This is a genomic window from Ruminococcus sp. BSD2780120874_150323_B10 (assembly GCF_015553695.1).
Classification (GTDB): domain Bacteria; phylum Bacillota; class Clostridia; order Oscillospirales; family Acutalibacteraceae; genus Ruminococcoides; species Ruminococcoides intestinale_A.
Genome location: NZ_JADNHD010000008.1, coordinates 1 through 20,279, shown reverse-complemented (window position 1 = coordinate 20,279; position 20,279 = coordinate 1). Strand labels below are relative to the sequence as shown.

Annotated in this window: 24 protein-coding genes and 1 tRNA gene; 19 read left to right on the top strand and 6 right to left on the bottom strand. The window is 38.0% G+C overall.

The features are described 5' to 3' along the window. Positions 1-74 precede the first annotated feature (74 nt). The 6 genes from rplU to I2E21_RS06515 all read left to right on the top strand — a co-directional run bounded on the left by rplU (position 75) and on the right by I2E21_RS06515 (position 3,780). Positions 75-383 (top strand): 50S ribosomal protein L21, encoded by a 309-nt coding sequence (gene rplU, locus I2E21_RS06540; RefSeq protein ID WP_186936322.1) that lies wholly within the window; start codon positions 75-77, stop codon positions 381-383. A gap of 2 nt (positions 384-385) precedes the next feature. Continuing rightward, positions 386-703 carry a ribosomal-processing cysteine protease Prp gene (locus I2E21_RS06535; protein ID WP_022234724.1) on the top strand — a complete coding sequence of 106 codons (318 nt, stop codon included), beginning with the start codon at positions 386-388 and terminating at the stop codon, positions 701-703. Between the two features lie 4 nt (positions 704-707). Next, the gene (gene rpmA / locus I2E21_RS06530; RefSeq protein WP_022234725.1) at positions 708-992 is read left to right on the top strand and encodes a 50S ribosomal protein L27; all 285 of its coding nucleotides are present in this window, start codon (positions 708-710) and stop codon (positions 990-992) included. 210 nt (positions 993-1,202) lie between these two features. Then, complete coding sequence (obgE, locus tag I2E21_RS06525) at positions 1,203-2,474, top strand: GTPase ObgE (protein WP_195410767.1); 1,272 nt, start codon at positions 1,203-1,205, stop codon at positions 2,472-2,474. Positions 2,475-2,486: 12 nt separating this feature from the next. Next, a complete protein-coding gene (locus I2E21_RS06520; RefSeq protein WP_022234727.1) occupies positions 2,487-2,912 on the top strand; it encodes a ribonuclease III domain-containing protein in 426 nt (141 codons plus the stop codon). After that, positions 2,902-3,780 carry a YitT family protein gene (locus tag I2E21_RS06515; protein ID WP_249376447.1) on the top strand — a complete coding sequence of 293 codons (879 nt, stop codon included), beginning with the start codon at positions 2,902-2,904 and terminating at the stop codon, positions 3,778-3,780. Before I2E21_RS06520 ends, I2E21_RS06515 begins: the two co-directional genes overlap by 11 nt. Positions 3,781-3,819: 39 nt before the next feature. On the opposite strand, the gene I2E21_RS06510 is transcribed toward I2E21_RS06515, so the two are convergent. Then, positions 3,820-3,975, bottom strand: coding sequence for a hypothetical protein (locus tag I2E21_RS06510; RefSeq protein WP_195410766.1), 156 nt, complete (start codon positions 3,973-3,975; stop codon positions 3,820-3,822). Positions 3,976-4,118: 143 nt separating this feature from the next. Beyond that, positions 4,119-4,205: transfer RNA gene (locus I2E21_RS06505), tRNA-Leu, on the bottom strand. 231 nt (positions 4,206-4,436) lie between these two features. Here I2E21_RS06505 and purC point away from each other — a divergent pair. From purC to I2E21_RS06475, 6 genes are all read left to right on the top strand, one after another. Beyond that, positions 4,437-5,144, top strand: a complete 708-nt coding sequence (gene purC, locus I2E21_RS06500; protein ID WP_186936318.1) for a phosphoribosylaminoimidazolesuccinocarboxamide synthase — start codon at positions 4,437-4,439, stop codon at positions 5,142-5,144. A gap of 75 nt (positions 5,145-5,219) precedes the next feature. Further along, positions 5,220-6,677, top strand: coding sequence for an amidophosphoribosyltransferase (purF, locus tag I2E21_RS06495; protein ID WP_195410765.1), 1,458 nt, complete (start codon positions 5,220-5,222; stop codon positions 6,675-6,677). A 30-nt stretch (positions 6,678-6,707) separates the two neighbouring features. Next, the gene (gene purB, locus I2E21_RS06490) at positions 6,708-8,144 is read left to right on the top strand and encodes an adenylosuccinate lyase (protein WP_195410764.1); all 1,437 of its coding nucleotides are present in this window, start codon (positions 6,708-6,710) and stop codon (positions 8,142-8,144) included. Positions 8,145-8,190: 46 nt separating this feature from the next. Continuing rightward, on the top strand, positions 8,191-9,468 hold the full coding sequence (locus I2E21_RS06485) for an adenylosuccinate synthase (RefSeq protein WP_195410763.1): 1,278 nt from the start codon (positions 8,191-8,193) through the stop codon (positions 9,466-9,468). Between the two features lie 18 nt (positions 9,469-9,486). Beyond that, positions 9,487-11,034: a glutamine-hydrolyzing GMP synthase gene (gene guaA, locus I2E21_RS06480; RefSeq protein WP_195410762.1), complete on the top strand. Its 1,548-nt coding sequence runs from the start codon at positions 9,487-9,489 to the stop codon at positions 11,032-11,034. 203 nt (positions 11,035-11,237) lie between these two features. Then, the gene (locus tag I2E21_RS06475; protein WP_195410761.1) at positions 11,238-11,642 is read left to right on the top strand and encodes a hypothetical protein; all 405 of its coding nucleotides are present in this window, start codon (positions 11,238-11,240) and stop codon (positions 11,640-11,642) included. A 63-nt stretch (positions 11,643-11,705) separates the two neighbouring features. Here I2E21_RS06475 and I2E21_RS06470 read toward each other — a convergent pair whose 3' ends face one another. Genes I2E21_RS06470 through I2E21_RS06460 form a run of 3 tightly spaced genes read right to left on the bottom strand, consistent with a single transcriptional unit; the run spans position 11,706 to position 13,784 of the window. Beyond that, entirely contained in the window at positions 11,706-12,668 is a 963-nt protein-coding gene (locus tag I2E21_RS06470) for a TlpA disulfide reductase family protein (RefSeq protein ID WP_195410760.1), read from the bottom strand. 5 nt (positions 12,669-12,673) lie between these two features. Then, positions 12,674-13,627 carry a 4Fe-4S binding protein gene (locus tag I2E21_RS06465; protein ID WP_195410759.1) on the bottom strand — a complete coding sequence of 318 codons (954 nt, stop codon included), beginning with the start codon at positions 13,625-13,627 and terminating at the stop codon, positions 12,674-12,676. After that, on the bottom strand, positions 13,620-13,784 hold the full coding sequence (locus tag I2E21_RS06460) for a CD1871A family CXXC motif-containing protein (protein WP_195410758.1): 165 nt from the start codon (positions 13,782-13,784) through the stop codon (positions 13,620-13,622). Before I2E21_RS06460 ends, I2E21_RS06465 begins: the two co-directional genes overlap by 8 nt. A gap of 141 nt (positions 13,785-13,925) precedes the next feature. Between I2E21_RS06460 and I2E21_RS06455 the strand changes: the two genes are divergently transcribed. The 3 genes from I2E21_RS06455 (at position 13,926) to I2E21_RS06445 (ending at position 16,321) form a co-directional block, all read left to right on the top strand. Then, on the top strand, positions 13,926-14,600 hold the full coding sequence (locus I2E21_RS06455) for a response regulator transcription factor (protein WP_195410757.1): 675 nt from the start codon (positions 13,926-13,928) through the stop codon (positions 14,598-14,600). Beyond that, positions 14,597-15,736, top strand: a complete 1,140-nt coding sequence (locus I2E21_RS06450) for a HAMP domain-containing sensor histidine kinase (protein ID WP_022234049.1) — start codon at positions 14,597-14,599, stop codon at positions 15,734-15,736. The genes I2E21_RS06455 and I2E21_RS06450 overlap by 4 nt, the downstream gene beginning before the upstream one ends. Positions 15,737-15,868: 132 nt before the next feature. After that, positions 15,869-16,321, top strand: a complete 453-nt coding sequence (locus I2E21_RS06445) for a DUF3795 domain-containing protein (protein ID WP_195410756.1) — start codon at positions 15,869-15,871, stop codon at positions 16,319-16,321. 342 nt (positions 16,322-16,663) lie between these two features. Here I2E21_RS06445 and I2E21_RS06440 read toward each other — a convergent pair whose 3' ends face one another. Beyond that, positions 16,664-17,389, bottom strand: coding sequence for a DNA/RNA non-specific endonuclease (locus I2E21_RS06440; protein WP_195410755.1), 726 nt, complete (start codon positions 17,387-17,389; stop codon positions 16,664-16,666). Between the two features lie 192 nt (positions 17,390-17,581). On the opposite strand from I2E21_RS06440, the gene I2E21_RS12455 reads away from it, so the two are divergent. The 4 genes from I2E21_RS12455 to I2E21_RS06420 all read left to right on the top strand — a co-directional run bounded on the left by I2E21_RS12455 (position 17,582) and on the right by I2E21_RS06420 (position 20,190). Next, complete coding sequence (locus I2E21_RS12455; protein ID WP_195410754.1) at positions 17,582-17,713, top strand: helix-turn-helix transcriptional regulator; 132 nt, start codon at positions 17,582-17,584, stop codon at positions 17,711-17,713. Positions 17,714-17,716: 3 nt separating this feature from the next. Next, on the top strand, positions 17,717-18,019 hold the full coding sequence (locus I2E21_RS06430; protein WP_195410753.1) for a hypothetical protein: 303 nt from the start codon (positions 17,717-17,719) through the stop codon (positions 18,017-18,019). Positions 18,020-18,034: 15 nt separating this feature from the next. Next, a complete protein-coding gene (locus tag I2E21_RS06425; RefSeq protein WP_147329138.1) occupies positions 18,035-18,706 on the top strand; it encodes a hypothetical protein in 672 nt (223 codons plus the stop codon). A gap of 278 nt (positions 18,707-18,984) precedes the next feature. Continuing rightward, positions 18,985-20,190: an ISL3 family transposase gene (locus tag I2E21_RS06420; protein ID WP_195410752.1), complete on the top strand. Its 1,206-nt coding sequence runs from the start codon at positions 18,985-18,987 to the stop codon at positions 20,188-20,190. The last annotated feature ends 89 nt before the right edge of the window (positions 20,191-20,279 follow it).

Below are 20,279 nucleotides of genomic sequence, written 5' to 3'. Positions count from 1 at the left end.
CGCATATTGTGGGTTGTTAAATGAGTTATTCTCTACCTGCAGATAGCGAGACATATGTAAAGGTGGGTACTAAAATGTACGCAGTTATTCAGACAGGCGGTAAGCAGTACAAGGTAACAAACGATCAGGTTATCTTCGTTGAAAAGCTTAACGCAGAGGCAAACGATACAGTAACATTTGATGTTATTGCTGTTGGCACAGATGACGGCATTAAGGTTGGCACTCCTGTTGTTGAGGGTGCAAAGGTTACTGCAGAGGTATTAAAGAACGGTAAAGGCAAGAAAATCAGAGTTGCTACTTACAAGCCAAAGAAAGGCGAGAAGAGAGCAATGGGTCACAGACAGCCTTACACACAGGTTAAGATTACTTCAATCGAGATCTGAGAATGATTACGGTAACATTTTTTAAATCGGCTGATTATTTTAAAGGCTTTAAAATTTCGGGACATGCTGATTTTAATACCAGTGGGCCTGATATAGTGTGTGCAGGCGTAAGCTCTGCGGCAATTATGACAGCCAATACAATCACCGAGGTTCTGCATACGGATGCAGAGGTTACCGACAGCGACGGCTTTATTAATTTAAGCCTTAGCAGTGCAGAGGCAAAAGAAGCGTCTCATTTAATTGAGGGCTTATGGCTTCACTTATCTGCTTTACAAAAGCAGTACAAAAAGTATATTAAAGTTATTATTTCGGAGGTGTAAGGTAATGATTAAGGTAAATCTTCAGCTTTTCGCTCATAAAAAAGGTATGGGTTCTACAAAGAACGGCCGTGACAGTGAATCAAAGCGTCTTGGTGTAAAGCGTGCAGACGGACAGAAGGTTCTCGCAGGCAACATCCTTGTTAAGCAGAGAGGTACTCACATTCATCCAGGTAACAACGTAGGTATCGGTTCAGACGACACATTATTCGCAAAGATCGACGGCGTTGTAAAGTTTGAGCGTGTAGGCAAGGACAGAAAGCGTGCAAGCGTTTATCCTGTTGAGCAGTAATTTGCGCATTATCTTAGGGTGGATATTTATTATCCACCCTTTTTTGTTAGGTATTGATTTTTATTGTACTTTGAGGGTATAATAAAAATGGGTTTACAATTCATAATACTTAATTTTAAATCGTGATTTTCGGCAAATTTTGATAATGAATTAATCACGCATTATAAATTATGAATTAGAAATAAATTCGTCATTTGGAGGTTAGCAGAGATGTTTGTAGATACAGCGAAAATTTATATAAAAGCCGGTGACGGCGGTGACGGTGCGGTATCGTTTCACCGAGAAAAATATGTTGCGGCAGGCGGCCCCGATGGCGGTGACGGCGGCAGAGGCGGAAATGTAGTGTTTGTTGCAGACACTAATCTTTCAACTCTTGCCGATTTCAGATATAAACGCAAATACCTTGCAAAAAAAGGCGAAAACGGTCGAGGCGGTCGCTGTAAGGGCAAAAATGCCGAAGACCTTATTATTCGTGTGCCGCTTGGCACTCTTGTTAAGGAAGAAGAAACAGGCAGAGTTTTGGCGGATGTATCGTCTGCCGAGCCATATGTTGTGGCAAAAGGCGGTAAAGGCGGTTGGGGTAATCCGCATTTTGCTACTCCTGTTCGCCAGGTTCCTCGTTTTGCAAAACCCGGTTTGCCGGGAGAAGAGTTTAATGTTACTCTTGAACTTAAACTTTTGGCGGACGTCGGACTTGTAGGATTTCCTAATGTGGGCAAAAGTACACTTGTATCCGTAGTTTCACAGGCAAAGCCGCTTATTGCAAACTACCATTTCACAACCATTACACCTGTACTTGGTGTTGTATCAATGGGTGAGGGTTCTTCTTTTGTAATGGCTGATATTCCCGGACTTATTGAGGGTGCATGGCAGGGAACAGGTCTTGGACATCAGTTTTTACGCCATATTGAGCGCTGCAGAATGCTCGTTCATATTGTTGATGTTTCAGGTTCGGAGGGAAGAGATCCGAAAGAAGATTTTGAAACCATTAACAATGAGCTTAAAAAGTTTAATCCCGAGCTTGCGGAAAGACCTATGATTGTTGCGGGAAACAAATGCGATATGGCAACTGATGAACAGATAGCGGATTTCAAGGCTTATGTTGAGGCACAAGGTTATGATTTCTTCCCGATTATGGCGGCAATTCGTTATGATGTTGATCCTATGTTAAATAAAATCAGAGAAATGCTCTCAAAACTTCCTCCGATTACTCATTATGAGGCAGAACCTGCTCCGATTGTGACAGCAGAGGATTTTGAAGATCATTCGGTTACCGTAAAGAATGTTAATGGTATCTATACTGTTGAGGCGGACTGGCTGTTACAGGTTATGAAAGGCATTAATTTTGATGATTACGAAAGCCTTAACTATTTCCAAAAAGTTCTAATTGATAACGGTGTAATTGACGCACTTCGAGCAAAAGGCTGCGGCGAGGGCGACACGGTTTCAATATATGAGCTTGAATTTGATTTTGTTGACTAACAGGGTGTTTGTATGGAAAATGAGAATATAATTGAGCATACCTATGCAGACGAGGTTTCTCCGCTTACGCTTGCGTTTGTAGGCGACGGTGTGTACGATTTGCTTGTTCGTGCATATCTTGTACGACAGAGCAACCGTCCTGTAGGTGAGCTTAACAAAATAAAGGTTGGCTTTGTTAATTGCAAAAGTCAGGCAGAGTATGCCAAAGTTTTAATACCGCATCTTTCAGAAAAAGAATTATCGGTATATAAAAGAGGAAGAAATGCCGCCCCTAAATGTACTCCGAAAAACGGCACTGTGGCAGATTACCATAGTGCTACGGGACTTGAGAGCCTTTTCGGATACTTATATTTAAAAAATGAAAAAGAAAGAATTTCTGAGTTGTTTGATATTATTTTACATATTTCGCTAAATGGAAGTGGTAATTGTGAAAAATAAGCTTGATATTAAGACTGCGGTTGCCGACTATGCAATAATGCTTGCAGGAGCAGCTGTTTATGCAACTTCTGTTGTGGTTTTTACGGCTCCTAACGATATTGCACCGGGCGGACTTACAGGTGTGGCTACAATGCTTAATCATATGTTCGGTTTGCCTATAGGTACTATGGTGTTAGTTATGAACATTCCTTTGTTTATATGGGGCGCTGTTGAAAACGGCATTTCATTTCTTACAAAAACAATAGCAGGCACGGTATTCGCTTCAATACTTATAGATGTATTTACACCGATTATGACTGCCTATACGGGCGACAGAATTTTGGTTGCGATATTTGGCGGAATACTTAACGGTGTTGGACTTGAAATGATATTTATGCGTGGCGGTTCGACAGGCGGCACGGATATTGTTGCTCTGAATTTGCACAAACATTTCCCGTATTTTTCAACAGGAAATCTTATTTTTGCAGCAGACGCACTTGTGCTTATTATGGTATTCTTTGTATATAACAGTATTGAAAGTGTTTTGTATGCTGTGGTTACAATATTTTTCAGTATTAAAGTTATTGACACCATTTCATACGGTGTTGCGAGAGATAACGGTAAACTTATGTTTATTATTACGGATAAATACGCAGAAATTTGCAGTATGATTATGACTGAAAATGACAGAGGAATAACTTTGCTTAACGGTGAGGGCGCATACAGCGGCAAGCCGAAAAGAGTTATTATGTGTGCAGTAAGACCGCATCAGGTTTACAAAATTACCAATACAGTAAAAAGTGTGGATAAAAGAGCTTTTATTATAGTAACTACAGCCGGCTCTATAAAGGGCAAAGGCTTTATAACAAAAACCGGCATCGGCTCTTAAGCTGATGTCGGTTTTCGACTTTACATAAAGAAAATAATTTTAATTTCCGCCCGGTCCGTCTTGTCTTTCTCGTTTGTCATCAAGCGGCTTGTGCCCTGTAGTTACCCATTGATTATCGGTAGCACTCTTTTTATTTTCACCGTTTACAGTGGGCAAAGGCTTTATATTATTGCTGCCGTTCGTTCTGTGACACATAAAATCACCCCTTGATTTATTTTGCGATAAATCAAGGGGTTTATGAATTTGCATTTAAATTTTCCGTTCGTAAGTCAAACATCTTATTTTGGTATTTTGCTTTAGTAAAAAGGTCTATCGTCTTACGACAATAGACCTTTTCATGGTGCCGGTGACCGGACTTGAACCGGTACGGTATCGCTACCGGCGGATTTTGAGTCCGCTACGTCTGCCAATTCCATCACACCGGCAAATACAAATCAATTATACAGTATATATTATAAAAAATCAAGTATAAATTTTAAATCTTTTTAAAATTTAATAAATATTCTAATATCGAATATAAAATAGCATAAAAACAGAAAATTCTACATTTTTTTAATTTTTAATATCATTTTAGTTGCTTATTTAAAAAAATTATATTATAATATATCTGTATTTTTATTAGCAGTCAAGGCTGCAATTTATGGAGGAATGTCAAAATGGATAAAAAAGAGCTTCTTTATGAAGGTAAAGCAAAAAAAGTATTTTCTACAGAGAATCCTGACTACTGTATAGTTTCTTACAAAGATGACGCTACTGCTTTTAACGGTGAGAAAAAGGGCACAATCATCGGTAAGGGCGTTGTAAACAACCGTATGAGCAACTTTATGTTTAAGCTTCTTGAGGAAAAGGGTATTCCTACTGATTTCGTTGAAGAGCTCAATGACAGAGATACTGTTCTTAAAAAAGTTGAAATTGTACCTCTCGAAGTTATTGTAAGAAATAAGGCAGCAGGCAGCCTTTCAAAAAGACTTGGTCTTCCTGAAGGCACACCTATGAAAACTCCTGTTCTTGAGTTCTGCTATAAGGATGATGCACTCGGCGATCCTATGGTAAATGAATATCATATTCTTGCAGCCGGTTTTGCAACAAAAGAAGAGATTGATATTATTTCAAAGTATGCTCTCAAGATTAACGAGATTATGATTGACTTCTTTAAGGAGTGTAAGGTTGACCTTATCGACTTTAAGATTGAGTTCGGCAGATATAAGGGTCAGATTCTTCTTGCTGATGAGATTTCACCTGATACATGCCGTTTCTGGGATATGGATACTCAGGAAAAACTTGATAAAGACCGTTTCCGTCGTGATTTGGGCGGTGTTGAAGAGGCTTATGCCGAGATGATGAAGCGTATCGGCTTAGCATAATAATCTGTTTAAATATACATTTACAAATCCCGTTTTCGGGCATTAGTTTGATATTTTTACGGATGGTGGCGCTTTTTGAAAAATTCTTTCGATAATTACGCAAAAGAAGGACTGCACGAGGAATGCGGTGTTTTCGGAATATTTAGTGACGGCACAATTAACCCTGCCTATGCTTGCTACAACGGCTTGCTTGCTTTGCAGCATCGTGGTCAGGAAAGCTGTGGTATTGCCGTTACCGATGACGGTGTAATAGATTATCATAAGGATATGGGACTTGTTACCGAGGTTTTTAATAACCGTATTCTTGACTCTTTGCAAGGTCAGATGGGGATTGCTCATGTCCGTTATTCGACTGCCGGTGGCTCTGTGCTTGAAAATTCACAACCTCTCGTTATGCGTTATGTTAAGGGTACGCTTGCTGTGGCTCACAACGGCAACCTTACCAACGCCCTCGAAATACGCAGTCAGCTTGAACAGACAGGTGCTATTTTTCAGACAACTATCGACTCTGAAGCTATCTGTTATGTTATTGCAAGGGAAAGACTGAAATGTCATTCTGTTGAAGAGGCGGTTGCCCGTACTATGAGGGTTATTAAGGGTGCATATTCTCTGCTTGTTATGAGTCCGAGAAAACTTATTGCCGCCCGTGACCCGCACGGCTTCCGTCCGCTTTGTATGGGTAAGTATAATGATTCCGTGGTATTTGCAAGTGAGAGCGCAGCTCTTGACGCATGCGGAGCAAAATTTATCCGAGATATTGAACCCGGTGAAATTGTGGTTGTTGACAATAAAGAAATCCGCAGTATTAAACCGGATTTCGGAGAAGAAAAGAAGCAGTCACTTTGTGTTTTTGAATATATTTATTTTGCCCGCTCGGACTCCTTTATTGACGGTATCAGCGTCTATGAGGCAAGAAAACAGGCAGGCAGAATTTTGGCAAGGGAGTTTCCGGTAGAGGCGGATATGGTAGTCGGCGTACCTGAATCGGGTATTGACGCCGCCATAGGCTACAGCGAAGAATCCGGAATTCCTTATGAAAAAGCTATTGTAAAAAACAGCTATATAGGCAGAACTTTCATTAAACCCAGTCAGAAAGAGCGTATGAAGAGTGTGCGCATAAAACTTAACCCTATTGCAGATAAAATAAAGGGTAAGCGTGTGGTCATTATTGATGACAGCATCGTGCGTGGTACTACTGTTGACAGAATTGTCACTATGCTCCGTGAAGCAGGTGCCAAAGAAGTTCATATGCGTATAAGTTCACCGCCGTTTATGTGGCCTTGCTACTACGGTACGGATATTCCGTCAAGGGGAGAGCTTATTGCCTGCAACCATACGGTTGAAGAAATCCGTCAGCTAAGCGGTGCGGATTCACTCGGTTATCTTCCCGCAGACAGCCTGCGTGAAATGTTGCACAATGCTCCGATAGGCTTTTGTGATGCTTGTTTCAGCGGTAATTATCCTGCTGAAACCACAAAAAAGACCTTTAAGGGCAAAGAGCGCGGCGGTATGAATTTTGATAAAAAATGCTGATAAACCTACATTCTGAAAGGATTTACTAATATGATTAAGGATACCTATGAGTCACCCTTGTCTGCAAGATATGCAAGCAAGGAAATGAAATATATTTTTTCTCCTGATATGAAATTCCGTACCTGGAGAAAACTTTGGATTGCTCTTGCTGAGGCAGAGATGGAGCTTGGTCTTCCTATCACTCAAGAGCAGATCGACGAACTTAAGGAACACGCTGACGATATCAACTATGAAGTCGCTCAAGAGAGAGAAAAACTTGTTCGTCATGATGTAATGTCACATGTTTATGCTTACGGTGTACAGTGCCCTAATGCAAAAGGCATTATCCACCTTGGAGCAACATCATGTTATGTCGGAGATAATACAGATATTATCATTATGACAGAGGGCTTAAAGCTTATCAGAAATAAGCTTATTACCGTAATTCGCAATCTTTCAAAGTTTGCGGATGAGTACAAGGCTCTTCCTACACTTGCATTCACACATTTTCAGCCTGCACAGCCGACTACAGTCGGTAAGAGAGCTACTCTTTGGCTGCAGGAATTACTTATGGACCTTGAAGATGTTGAGTATCAGCTTTCAAAAGCTAAACTTCTCGGTTCAAAGGGTACAACAGGTACACAGGCAAGCTTTTTAGAACTTTTTGAGGGCGATCACGAAAAATGTAAGGCACTTGACAAGAAAATTGCTCAAAAAATGGGTTATAATTCTTGCTTTGCAGTATCGGGTCAAACTTACTCAAGAAAACTTGATTCGCAGTTTCTCAATGTTCTTGCCGGAATTGCACAGAGTGCGTCTAAGTTCTCAAATGATATTCGCCTTTTACAGCATCTTAAAGAGGTTGAAGAACCGTTTGAAAAGAATCAGATCGGTTCATCTGCAATGGCCTATAAGCGCAACCCAATGCGTTCGGAGCGTATAGGTTCACTTTCCCGTTATGTAATGTGTGATGTATTAAACGGTTATTTCACAACTGCGACACAGTGGTTTGAAAGAACTCTCGATGACTCTGCTAACAAGCGTTTGAGTATTCCGGAGGCATTCCTTGCCGTTGACGGTATTCTTTCACTTTATGCAAATGTTGCAGACGGTCTTGTAGTATATCCAAAGGTTATTGAGCAGCGTTTAAGAAAAGAACTTCCGTTTATGGCTACAGAGAATATTATGATGGACGCAGTTAAGTACAGAGGTGCTGACAGACAGCAGCTCCATGAGAAAATTCGTGTTCATTCAATGGCTGCATCTAAGGTTATCAAAGAAGAGGGCGGCGAAAACGACCTTCTCGAAAGAATTGCTAGCGATGAGGCTTTCGGCGTAACTTTAGAGGATCTCGAAAAGATTTTACAGCCGGAGAAATATACAGGCAGAGCAAAAGAGCAGACAGAGGACTTCCTCGCAGAGTTGGTTCAGCCTGTTCTTGACAAGTATGCTGACATTGAATCAGATAAGCCTGAAATCAATGTATAAAATTTATATACACTTGTATTTATATATTTAAGGAGTTTTACAAATTATGGTTAAAGCAATAGTAGGTGCAAACTGGGGAGATGAAGGTAAGGGCAAAATTACCGATGTTCTCGCAAATGACAGTGACATTGTAATTCGCTTTCAGGGCGGTGCAAATGCAGGTCATACTATCGTAAACGAATATGGCAAATTTGCTTTGCATCAGCTTCCATCCGGTGTATTTCATCAGAATATTACTAATATTATTGGCAACGGCGTAGCTTTCAGCGTTGAAAATTTCGTAAAAGAAATCGCAGACCTTGAGAGCAGAGGCGTGCCGAAGCCAAAGATTATTATTTCAGACAGAGCGCAGATAGTTATGCCTTATCATGTTGCTTTTGACTGTTACGAGGAGGAGCGCCTCGGTAAAAATTCCTTTGGCTCAACAAAGAGCGGTATTGCTCCATTCTATTCAGATAAATACTCAAAAATCGGTTTCCAGATTAACGAGCTTTACGATGACCCTGATTCATTAAGAGAAAAAATCAAACACGCACTTGGCATTAAAAATGCTATTCTTAAGAATCTCTACAATAAGCCTGAGATTACAGAGGAAGAAGTATTTGATAAACTTATGGAGTACAAAGAGGCTCTTGCTCCTTATGTAGGAGATACTTTTGAGTTTATTCATAATGCACTTAAAGATGGTAAGAATATTCTTTTAGAGGGTCAACTTGGCTCACTTAAAGATACCGACTTCGGTATTTATCCTATGGTTACATCTTCAAACACAATTGCAGGTTACGGCGCAGTAGGTGCGGGTATTCCGCCTTATGAAATTAAAGAAGTTATCACTGTTGTTAAGGCTTATTCAAGCGCAGTAGGTGCAGGTGAATTTGTTTCTGAAATCTTTGGTGAAGAGGCAGACGAGCTTAGAAGAAGAGGCGGCGACGGCGGCGAATTCGGTGCTACAACAGGCAGACCTCGCAGAATGGGTTGGCTTGACCTTGTTGCTACCCGTTACGGCTGTAAAGTACAGGGCGCAACACAGGTTGCATTCACCGTTCTTGATGTTCTCGGCTATCTTGACGAGATTCCTGTATGTGTTGGTTATGAGCTTGACGGCAAAGTTATCGATTACTTCCCATCAACAACAAAACTTAAGAGATGTAAGCCTATTCTTAAGAAATTAAAGGGTTGGAAATGTTCAATTTCCGGCATTAAAGAGTATGACAAACTTCCTAAGGAATGTCGTGACTACATTGAATTTGCAGAAGAGCAGATTGGTGTGCCGATTAAGATTGTATCTAACGGCCCATCAAGAGATGATATTATTTACAGATAAACAAAGGCCGGTAATGTAATGGAAAACAAAGAAAGAGTAATTGTCCTCGACTTTGGCGGACAGTATAATCAGCTTATTGCAAGGCGTGTTCGTGAGTGTAATGTATATTGCGAAATACTGCCGTACACAGTCAGCCTTGATAAAATTAAAGAATTAAATCCGACCGGTATTATTTTTACCGGCGGTCCTAACAGCGTGTATGATGAAAGCTCACCGCATATTTCAAAAGAAATTTTCGAGCTTAATATTCCTATTCTCGGTATTTGCTATGGTTGTCAGCTTATGGCATATACCCTTGGCGGTGTAGTAACTCCTGCTACAGATAATTCATCTTGTGAGTACGGCAAGACGATGACCAACTATAATAAAGACGATATTATCTTTACAAATGCTTGTGAACACGGCGTTTCTTGGATGAGTCACCGTGACTATATAAGCACAGTGCCGGACGGATTTACCGTAACTGCCACGACAGCGGTTTGTCCTGTTGCTGCTATGAGTTGCCCTGAAAGAAAACTTTACGGTGTACAGTTCCATCCGGAAGTTAATCACACAGAAAACGGTAAAGATATGCTCCGTTCATTCCTTTATGATGTTTGCGGTTGTAAAGGTGAATGGCAGATGGATAGCTTTATTGACACCACTGTTGCTAAACTTAAAGAGCAGATTGGCGATAAGGGTGTTGTGCTTGGCCTTTCGGGCGGTGTTGATTCATCAGTAGCAGCCGCACTTTTAAGTAAGGCGGTTGGCAAGCAGCTTACATGCGTTTTTGTAGATCAGGGACTTATGCGTAAAGACGAAGGCGACTTTGTTGAGCAGACATTTACAAAACTTTTTGATATGAATTTTGTTCGTATTAATTGCCAAGAGGAATTTCTCTCAAAACTTAAGGGCGTATCAGAGCCGGAAGCAAAGAGAAAGATAATTGGCACAGAGTTTTATAATGTGTTTTGGAATAAAATTCGTGAGAACTACGGCAGTGGTTACTTTGCTCAAGGCACTATTTATCCTGACAGAATTGAAAGCGGTAAAGGTGATGCAGCAAAGATTAAAACTCACCACAATCAGGTAGAAGTACCGCAGGATATTACTTTTGAGGGAATTATTGAGCCTTTGCAGGATTTATTTAAGGACGAAGTGCGTGTAGTTGGCGAAAAACTCGGACTTCCGCACGAGCTTGTATGGCGTCAGCCGTTCCCGGGTCCCGGACTCGGTGTTCGAGTAATCGGCGAAGTTACAGCTGATAAGGTAAAAATTTTGCAGGAGGCAGATGCAATCCTAAGAGAAGAAATGGATAAGTGCGGCTATGCATCACAGATGAGCCAGTTCTTTGCAGTCCTTCCGGGTGTAAAGACAGTAGGTGTAATGGGCGATTCCCGTACCTATGATGAACTTGTGGCAATCAGAGCCGTAACAACAGACGACTTTATGACAGCCGATTGGGCAAAAATCCCATATGATATTCTCGGCAGAGTTTCAAGCCGTATCATAAATGAAGTAGACCATGTAAACAGAGTTGTTTACGATATAACCTCCAAACCACCCGGAACCGTGGAGTGGGAATGATTAACAAAACCCCGAAAAGTCTGATTAATACTGACTTTTCGGGATTGATTTTATATGCTATGTTACTGTTATGGACTTAATTTGGACTTATATTTCTTCCTCATCACGGGAAAATGTGGGATAATCAAAAATAAATATTGAAAAAGAGCATAGGAAGCTCCGAATTTGTAGTTGACAAGACAAACAATGGAGGAGAGAAACCTATGCTCTTTTTAGATGACATCAAAGTTGAATTTGAAAGTCAAGGATTTAAAGGAACACATATAGTAATCAGCCATGATAAAGATAAAAGCGTACTGTTTCTGGAGAGCGTAAGGTCAACGCAGACAGTCCGGTGTCCTTATTGCGGAGGCAGTGTATATATTTATGAAAACGGCCAAGTCAAACTCAAAGATATTCCAATACAGAGAGGTACTACACACATATGGAACTTCTTTATCCATAGATATCAATGCAACTGTTGTCACGAAACATTTACAGAAGAAATACCTTTCAAATATCCCGGAACACGGATAACATACCGAGCAGCAAACTGGATCAAGGGCTTTTTGCAGCAAAAAATCGTGATGAACCAATATAAACGAATAAACCCCAAAACACACGATTAAATGTGCCTTGGGATTTATTTCTTTATATGGTTTTAATAAGATTTAGAGAGATATTTAAAATCTTTATTTTTTACTGTTTTCAATTGCTTCATCAATAAGTTTATTAAGTTGCTGTGCTTGTGATGATGAAGTTATTGCACCAACAATTGGTTGACCTACAATATTTCCGTTTTTATCAACTACATATGTTGTTGGATATGAATAAAGACCTGAAGCAAATTTACCGGCCTCACTGTTTGAATCAAACCAAATATTCTTGTAGGTAATACCTTTTTTAGTCAAAACATCCTTAGCCTCAGATATAGCAGTCTTGTCACCGTCAAGAGTAAATGAGTTAATACCTATAACGGTACCACCTTTTTCTGCAAGTTCTTTATTAAGCTTTTCCAAATCGCCAAGTTCACCTACACAAGGATTACAAGTGGTAAACCAAAAGTTAATAACAGTTACGTTGTTAGATGAGAAGATGTCATCACTGTTAACATCATTTCCGTCAAGGTCCTTACCCTTAAAGCTTGGAAACTTAGTAAGTTCGCTATTGTCACTTACCATACCTGCACTTTCAGCGTCAATACTGTCACCCTCGCTCGGCTTATTGCCACAGCCCGGATATTTTTGTTCTAAAATTGTGAGTTTACCCTCAATTTCTTTAATTTGATTTGCACCGTCTTTAAGAAATTTCAACTCATCTGCAGTAAAGTTATCTTTACCGTTTTCAATAGTATTGAGCAAAAAGTCGCCATAATTTGTTCCGTCTTCAATCATAGGAGTATCCTTATTTGCTGACATAAACACTTTTTCCCAAAGCTTTGAATTACTTGTTAAAATTTCATTTTCCTTTTGCATAAGCTTTTGATAAAGTGCAGTTGCGTCATCTAAATCGCTTGGTTCACTTTCCATTAAATTTGAAATATCAGCAGTATTATTTGACTGAGATTTGTCGTTATTTTTAGTTGTTGAACAAGCAACAAGGCTAAACATAAGCACTAAAACCATAAGTATAGTTAATATTTTTGATTTTTTCATAATTATTATTCCTCCGTTGTTATATCTTTGTTGTTATTTGTTTTAATATCTGTTTTATTATTTTCTTTTACAGTGTTGCAAAGATTTTTATCAGGCATACCAAATCCGTAGTGAAAGCTTATTGCATCAGTAGGACAAGCAGTTATACACTTACCACAACGAATACACTCAGTGCTGTTTGGTGTTTTTACTACATCAACATCCATTTTACACGCTCTTGCACATTTGCCACAAGACACGCATTTATGCTTATCAACCTTTATTCCAAGCAACGACACCTTGTTCATCAATGCATAAAAAGCACCGAGTGGACAAATCCACTTGCAAAACGGACGATAGAAAACCACACTCAGTACAACTACAATAATCAAAATAATAAGCTTTTGAATAAATTTATTTCCTAAAGCCGAGCGTATACCCTCATCAATAGCAGACAATGGAATTGCACCCTCAAGCACACCCTGTGGGCATATATATTTACAAAAGAACGGGTCGCCCATTCCAACATCATTAACCACAAGTACAGGTAGCAATATAACCGTCACCAGCAAGATGATATATTTTAAATATGTTAAAGGCTTTAGTTTTTTTGTTGAAAGCTTTTTACACGGTATTTTATTAAGCAAATCTTGAAGCCAACCAAACGGACACAAAAAGCCACAAATAAATCGACCAAGCAACACGCCAAGCAAAATTAAAAATCCTGTTACATAATAGGAAAACTTAAATTTTGATGAGCCTACAACAGCCTGAAACGAGCCGATTGGACACGCACCTGACGCAGCAGGACAAGAGTAGCAATTTAGCCCCGGTACGCACACAGCCTTGCCATTGCCCTGATATATTCCGCCTTTAAAAAAATTAGGTAAATGAATATTTGTCAAAAGCGTTGCACCTGCCTGAATACAAGTACGAAAACGGCTTAAAAGCTTTGAAACATTCTTTTTTCTTTTATCCAATTCCAATACACTCCAAGCATAATCTTATTGCTTTGCTAAGCACGGTGTCTGCCTCACCACGCATTGCTCCATAGCACAGCATAACCACTCCGGCAACAAGGAAACCGATTTGAAATATTGCTTTTTTTACTTTGAACAATTTAACCACTCCCTTCATCTTTAGCCTTATTATATCACGAACGATATAAAATCCTTGTTAAGAAAGAAATTTAACAAAGATTTTATTTTTTTGTGTTATAATGTGTTATAATCTATAATAAAGATATTTTACCAATAATACAAGTGTTAGGAGATAATTATGCATATTTTAGTTGTTGAAGACGAGGTTGCTCTTTGTGACACAATCGTAAGAAGTCTTAAGCGTCTTGCTTACAGTGTTGATTATTGCTATGACGGTCAAAAGGCATTAGATATGCTTAGTGTTGAAAGTTTCGACCTTGTTGTGCTCGATTTAAACCTACCTAATGTTGACGGAATGACAGTATTGAAAACTCTGAGGCAAACAGACATTGACACAAAGGTTTTAATTTTATCGGCCCGTTGTGAGGTTGCAGACAAGGTTTTAGGATTAGATGAAGGTGCAAATGATTATTTAACAAAACCATTTCACTTAGATGAGCTTTCGGCAAGAATACGAAACCTTACCCTTAGAAAGTTCACTCAAAACGATATTGTTTTAAAATGTTCAAATCTTTCATTTAACACAAAAACACGCAAAGCAGATGTAAATGATGAAGAATTATCTTTAACTCGCAAGGAAACAGGAATACTTGAATATCTAATGTTAAATCAAGGCAGACCTGTAAGTCAAGAGGAGTTGATTGAACACGTATGGGACAGCAGTGTTGACAATTTCAGCAACTCAATAAGAGTGCACATTTCATCATTAAGGAAAAAGCTTCGTAATGCATTAGACTATGACCCTATTCACAACCGTATAGGCGAGGGCTATGTAATGGAGGAGAAAAAATGAAAAAACTTTCTTTACAATGGCGAATAACCTTAATGACCACAGTTTTAATTTGCATAACTTGTGTGCTAATGAATTGTTTAATCGGTTATTCAGGCAAACGATATATGGATTCAATAGGCAACGGAATATCAGCATATAGTGAAATTGATAAAGGAAAACCGAGTTCATTTAATCCGGAAAATGAAAATCCCGACAGTGAGCTTACCATTATTATCAGTGGTGCACAAGATTCATTCAATACTACTAATTGGTACATAACAATTGCCGTAAGCGTACTTGGTGGTATACTTGCATATTTTGTCAGTGGTCGTGCTTTAAAGCCGCTAAAAAGTTTTGCCTCTCAAGTAGAGAATGTACAGCCCAACAATTTGGCAGATATGAAAATAAGCGACGATGTTTTGCCGGAATTTAAACAGTTTTGTCAATCATTTAACAATATGCTTGACCGACTCGACAACGGTTTTGCTGCTCAACGGCAATTCACAGGAAATGCAGCGCACGAGTTAAGAACACCACTTGCCTTAATTCAAGCACAAATTGAACTTTTTTCTGTTGAGCACCCAAATATGAGCAACGATACAGCAGAATTTCTTGCACTGCTACAAGAGCAAAATGAAAGAATGTCACAAATGACAAAAACTTTGCTTGAAATGAGTGAGCTTCGTACAGTTGAGTGCAAAGATACAATAGAAATTGCCCCTATGATTGAAGAAATATTTACCGACCTTGCTCCCCTTGCAGAAAAAAAGAATATTCGCCTTGAATACAACGGCAATGGTATGATGATAGGCAGTGACACCTTAATTTATCGTTTATTATTTAATTTAACTGAAAACGCAATACGCTACAACAGAGAAAATGCTTCTGTAATTATAACTGTTGACGAAAAGAATAATCAGCTTTATATACGAGTTAAAGATAACGGTTATGGTATACCCGAGCAGTACAGAGAAAGTATCTTTCAACCATTTTTCCGTGTTGATAAATCTCGTAGCAGAGCATACGGCGGTGTAGGTCTTGGACTATCACTTGTATGGGAAATTGTACTTTTGCACAACGGTACGGTAAAAGCTGAAAAAAGCGACAAAAATGGAACAGTAATGCTTGTAACACTTCCCCAAAAAACAAACAAATAATTGATTATTAAGTTTTATATAAATGTTTTAGATAAATTTGATATAAATATTTATATTTTTTAAACTGTTGACATTAATGTTATATTGCATTATAATAATTATCCAAATTTTCAAAATAATTGGAGGATAAATATGAAATCATTATGTGGGGCGGATTGTGATAACTGTGGCTATGGCAAAAGCAAAAATTGCAAAGGCTGCAATGAAACTAAAGGTTGTCCGTTTGGAAAGCAATGTTTTATTTATCAATGTATTGATATGGGAGGAATGAACAACTATATTGTGCTGAAAAATCAGTTGATTGACGAGTTTAATTCTCTTAATATTCCGGGAATGCCTGCTATAAATGAGTTATATGCAATGAATGGGGTATATGTAAATTTGTCTTATCGTATGCCGAACGGTAAAAATTTAAAATTGCTTGATGATAACAGTATATACTTGTGTAATCAAGTTGAATGTGAATTTAATGACGGATCTATTACAAGATGTTTTGGTTTGGTTGCCGGATTGGATTTTATTCTTGTAAGTGAGTACGGTGAAAATTGTTCAAATCCTGAAATTGTCATATATAAAAGAAGATAAATATTTTTAAAAAGCAAAATATGTAAAGATATTCACTGTTCTGTTAATTACGGTTATGTACTCGATGTAATTGCACCGGATGGTGAGGAGCAGAACTCTTATATTTTAGGCTTGAATTATCCGCTTAAATCTTTTAAAAGAAAAGTAATTGTGATTGTTCATCGTAATGATGATATAGAAGAAAAATGGATTGTTACACCTGAAAACATTTCTTTTACTAAAGAAAAAATTATGCGGCAGATTAAATTTCAAGAAAAATATTTTGACAGCTATATAAATTATGTAAAAGATCGTAATACGAAAAATTCCCGTAATGCAGATTAATGCATTGCGGGAATTTGTTTAGTATTCATTTTCGTTATATTCACTTTTACCTGTCTTATAGTTGATAGTTACATTTGGCTGAACATTGTAGCAGTATACGCACAATGTTACACCCTCGCCTTTATCTTCAACGGATTTTGCCTCAATTAATACTCCTTTGGCAACAAGGTCGTCATTTTCAAAAACAGGAGTTACACGGTAAAGTGCGTGATTACCGGTTGTTTTTACATAATTTGCAACCATCTTTTCAAAGGGTAGCATACCCGTTACATTTAGGTATCTTGTTCCTGTTATCAAATTCTTTTCATTTGCATTTTCGCCCGTAAGCTGATAGGCGATAAGGTGACAGCGATTGTACAGATATTTTCCGTCAATAAAGTCATATTTTACGGTTTGCCAGCCTGACGGTTTAATTTTGCCTATCTGACCTCTCTCTTCTGTCGGCATTATATCTGTACCAACGCAGGCATAGGCTGTGCCGCATCTTCCTAATTCGTCTAAATCCGCATAGTATTCAAATGATGATGTTGTGTAATCGTCATCACTGAAATACGGTTCGTTGCCGTTTATTTCTATAAAAGCAGAACCTGAATAATCGGGAATATCTTTAAGGGAGATAATTTCGTCTTTTGCAGTATTTTCTGTCGGCTGATTGTTTATAATTAAAATCACCGCAAAACAGCATATCAAAGCAAGTGCGGTAGGTACAGTGATTTTTGTGGTTTTTCGTTTTTTAGTTTTCATAATTACCTCAATTATAATGTTATGTAATTATTATAATTGAGGTAATTGCATTTTTCAAGTTTTCAGTTTATAAAATAATTCAAATATTACTTTTTGCATAAACCGCTCTATTCTGTTGTTTACCAAACCTTGCAAATGCCATTTGCTTGTGATAATATAAAAACAGAAAATCAACTGAGGGTTTAAAAATGAGTGTTATCGGCAAGCAAATTAAAAAAATATTGTACTAAAAAAGGACTTACGCAAGAACAGCTCGGTCAGTTGTTAGGTGTTACAACGCAAGCTGTGTCAAAGTGGGAGAGAGGCGGCACGCCTGATGCCTAATTATTGCCTGACATATCGCAGGCACTTGGTGTAAGTATTGATGCTTTGTTTGGTCGTGAAGAACAAAGATTAACAGCGTCGCTTGCACGACAGATTTGTCAGATGAAAAATGAGGACGCATATCGTTATGCTTTTAGCATTTGCTGGGCGATAGAAATCGGATTTATGCAAGATATTTCTGCACTTGATGATTTTTTAAATAAATTTATTGAACATTCAGCTATAACTACCGATAAAACGGATTATTTTGCAAAAATGATGCAGGACGGCGGTGTAGCAACCGCTATGGTAATAATAAAGAATTAAAAAAGGGGAAACACTATGCCAATTGTTAATGATTTAAATAACTATGCCAAAGAAGAGCTTGAGTATTTTGGTGTAAGGCGGCAAAATGAAGAAAATGCCGCCATTGAAAAAGCCGTTTTTAATACGAAATTTGATTTGAACTATGATTTTAACGCATTTTTCGTTATTATACCAATTATAGTTATCGGCTTGATTCCTGTAGCAAAAATTTTGATACAGGAGGCGATTACTTCTTCCGTTAATCATACGCCTTTTACTTTAAGTACTGTTCAAATTCTGATAATAAGCATATTGAGCACTGCAATATTTTTTGCTATAGCTTTACTTATATGTTTAAAACTAAAAAAATGCCCGAGTGTACAGACGAGCTATCTTTATTATAAAGATGAACCATATCATTATGATCAGATTAATTACATAAAGGTGAGCAGGATTAAAACCGCTAAAATTTATGTCAACGGCAAAAAACTTGTAGGTGTTTCTAATTGGTGTGATAATTACAATTCACTGATTGTATGGGCAAAGAAATGTCACATTCCGGTGCTTGCCCCCAATAAAAAGTCTAATTCGTCTAACAGTTTGGATTTAAACGCATTGAGTAATAATATTTCAATGATAGTTGCGGTTGTTGTATTCGCAATTATGATGATCGGTGCGGCAGTTGTTTTTATTAATTCTATTTCTTGATTTTTATTAAAAGTACGGGGATAAATCTATGCTGTTTAATAGTCTTTTGTGCAAGTAAAAGGTTGATACTTTTTATTAAGGTCTTAAATATTAAGTATATTACGTATTATAAAAGGGTGCTGTCCGTATGGAAAGCACCCTTAAATTTATTTAGGCTCTATAATAAATGTTGGGGTAACAAATAGATCCTACAAAAATAATTTTAAAAAAAGTAGAGCATATTTGTCTAAAATCCGTTAAAATAGAATTGACTAGAAACCAGAAACGGAGGAACAAATATGCTCTACAAATATTTTACCGAAAAACTCTTAGGATTGCAAGATGTTGATATAGAAAAAATTGAAGAAATTGATAATTCAATCCATATTAACTGCCGGTTAAAACGAAAACCTCACAAATGTCCTTGCTGTGGCAATTTAACTGATAAGGTTCACGATTATCGTGAACAGCCTATAAAGGATATTCCTGCCTTTGGCAAGCACATCTTTATTCATCTTTATAAGCGTCGATATCGTTGCTCCTGTGGCAAGCGTTTCCCTGAAAATGTCGATTTCCTCCCTCGTTATCATCGTATGACTAACAGATTGTCTTTGTATATCATTGACAAATTGAGAAATGAAGTTTCTTTTTCAAGCGTTGCAAGAGAGGTTAACCTCTCTGTAAGCTCCGTAATCAGGGTTTTTGATTTAGTTTCCTACGCTCCTAAAAAGCTCCCATCTGCTATTTCTATTGATGAATTTAAAGGCAATACGAACAGTGAAAAGTATCAATGTATTCTCACCGATCCTGTCAACAAGGTTGTTTTGGACATTCTTCCAAAAAGATATGCGCATTTCCTAACTGAGTATTTTAACCATTTTGATAAGTCACAGCGTGACAAGGTTCAGTTTTTTGTCAGTGATATGTGGAAACCCTACTCTAATATTTCTTCTGTGTGGTTTAAAAACGCTACACAGATTGTTGATAAATACCATTGGATACGGCAAGTTATCTGGGCTTTTGAGGCTGTTCGTAAGCAGGAACAAAAGAAATTCAGCAAATCTCATCGCAGATACTTCAAGCAATCAAGAAAGCTTTTACTAAAAAGATTTGACCTCCTTTCTGACGAACAAAAACAACAGGTAAATGTTATGCTTTTTACTTCTCCAACTCTTTCTACTGCTCATTTTTACAAAGAGGATTTCCTTAAAATCCTTGATTGCAAAGACCGACAGTCTGCAAAAACAGCTTTTTCTGATTGGATAAATTCTGCTTTAGACTGTGGTATTGCACAATTTGTAAAATGTGCTAACTCTATGCTCAATTGGCTTCCGGGTATTCTGAATTCTTTTTCTTCTGCTATCACCAACGGTTTTACCGAAGGCTGCAACAACAAGATTAAGGTACTTAAGCGTAATGCTTATGGTTACAGAAATTTTAAGCGTTTCCGTAACCGTATTTTACATATGTTTTCTCACCAAATGCAAAAACAAGCGATAGCTTGATTTTGAAATGCTCCCCTTTTGTTAGACAATGAGGTATAATATAAATATACCGTAATTAAAACTAACGAAAGGGGGCATTTTTATGCCAA

Coding starts and splice junctions, on each gene's coding strand:
- rplU (WP_186936322.1), top strand. CDS start 75: ATGTACGCAGTTATTCAGACAGGCGGTAAGCAGTACAAGGTAACAAAC.
- I2E21_RS06535 (WP_022234724.1), top strand. CDS start 386: ATGATTACGGTAACATTTTTTAAATCGGCTGATTATTTTAAAGGCTTT.
- rpmA (WP_022234725.1), top strand. CDS start 708: ATGATTAAGGTAAATCTTCAGCTTTTCGCTCATAAAAAAGGTATGGGT.
- obgE (WP_195410767.1), top strand. CDS start 1,203: ATGTTTGTAGATACAGCGAAAATTTATATAAAAGCCGGTGACGGCGGT.
- I2E21_RS06520 (WP_022234727.1), top strand. CDS start 2,487: ATGGAAAATGAGAATATAATTGAGCATACCTATGCAGACGAGGTTTCT.
- I2E21_RS06510 (WP_195410766.1), bottom strand. CDS start 3,975: ATGTGTCACAGAACGAACGGCAGCAATAATATAAAGCCTTTGCCCACT.
- purC (WP_186936318.1), top strand. CDS start 4,437: ATGGATAAAAAAGAGCTTCTTTATGAAGGTAAAGCAAAAAAAGTATTT.
- purB (WP_195410764.1), top strand. CDS start 6,708: ATGATTAAGGATACCTATGAGTCACCCTTGTCTGCAAGATATGCAAGC.
- I2E21_RS06485 (WP_195410763.1), top strand. CDS start 8,191: ATGGTTAAAGCAATAGTAGGTGCAAACTGGGGAGATGAAGGTAAGGGC.
- guaA (WP_195410762.1), top strand. CDS start 9,487: ATGGAAAACAAAGAAAGAGTAATTGTCCTCGACTTTGGCGGACAGTAT.
- I2E21_RS06475 (WP_195410761.1), top strand. CDS start 11,238: ATGCTCTTTTTAGATGACATCAAAGTTGAATTTGAAAGTCAAGGATTT.
- I2E21_RS06470 (WP_195410760.1), bottom strand. CDS start 12,668: ATGAAAAAATCAAAAATATTAACTATACTTATGGTTTTAGTGCTTATG.
- I2E21_RS06460 (WP_195410758.1), bottom strand. CDS start 13,784: ATGAAGGGAGTGGTTAAATTGTTCAAAGTAAAAAAAGCAATATTTCAA.
- I2E21_RS06455 (WP_195410757.1), top strand. CDS start 13,926: ATGCATATTTTAGTTGTTGAAGACGAGGTTGCTCTTTGTGACACAATC.
- I2E21_RS06450 (WP_022234049.1), top strand. CDS start 14,597: ATGAAAAAACTTTCTTTACAATGGCGAATAACCTTAATGACCACAGTT.
- I2E21_RS06445 (WP_195410756.1), top strand. CDS start 15,869: ATGAAATCATTATGTGGGGCGGATTGTGATAACTGTGGCTATGGCAAA.
- I2E21_RS06440 (WP_195410755.1), bottom strand. CDS start 17,389: ATGAAAACTAAAAAACGAAAAACCACAAAAATCACTGTACCTACCGCA.
- I2E21_RS06425 (WP_147329138.1), top strand. CDS start 18,035: ATGCCAATTGTTAATGATTTAAATAACTATGCCAAAGAAGAGCTTGAG.
- I2E21_RS06420 (WP_195410752.1), top strand. CDS start 18,985: ATGCTCTACAAATATTTTACCGAAAAACTCTTAGGATTGCAAGATGTT.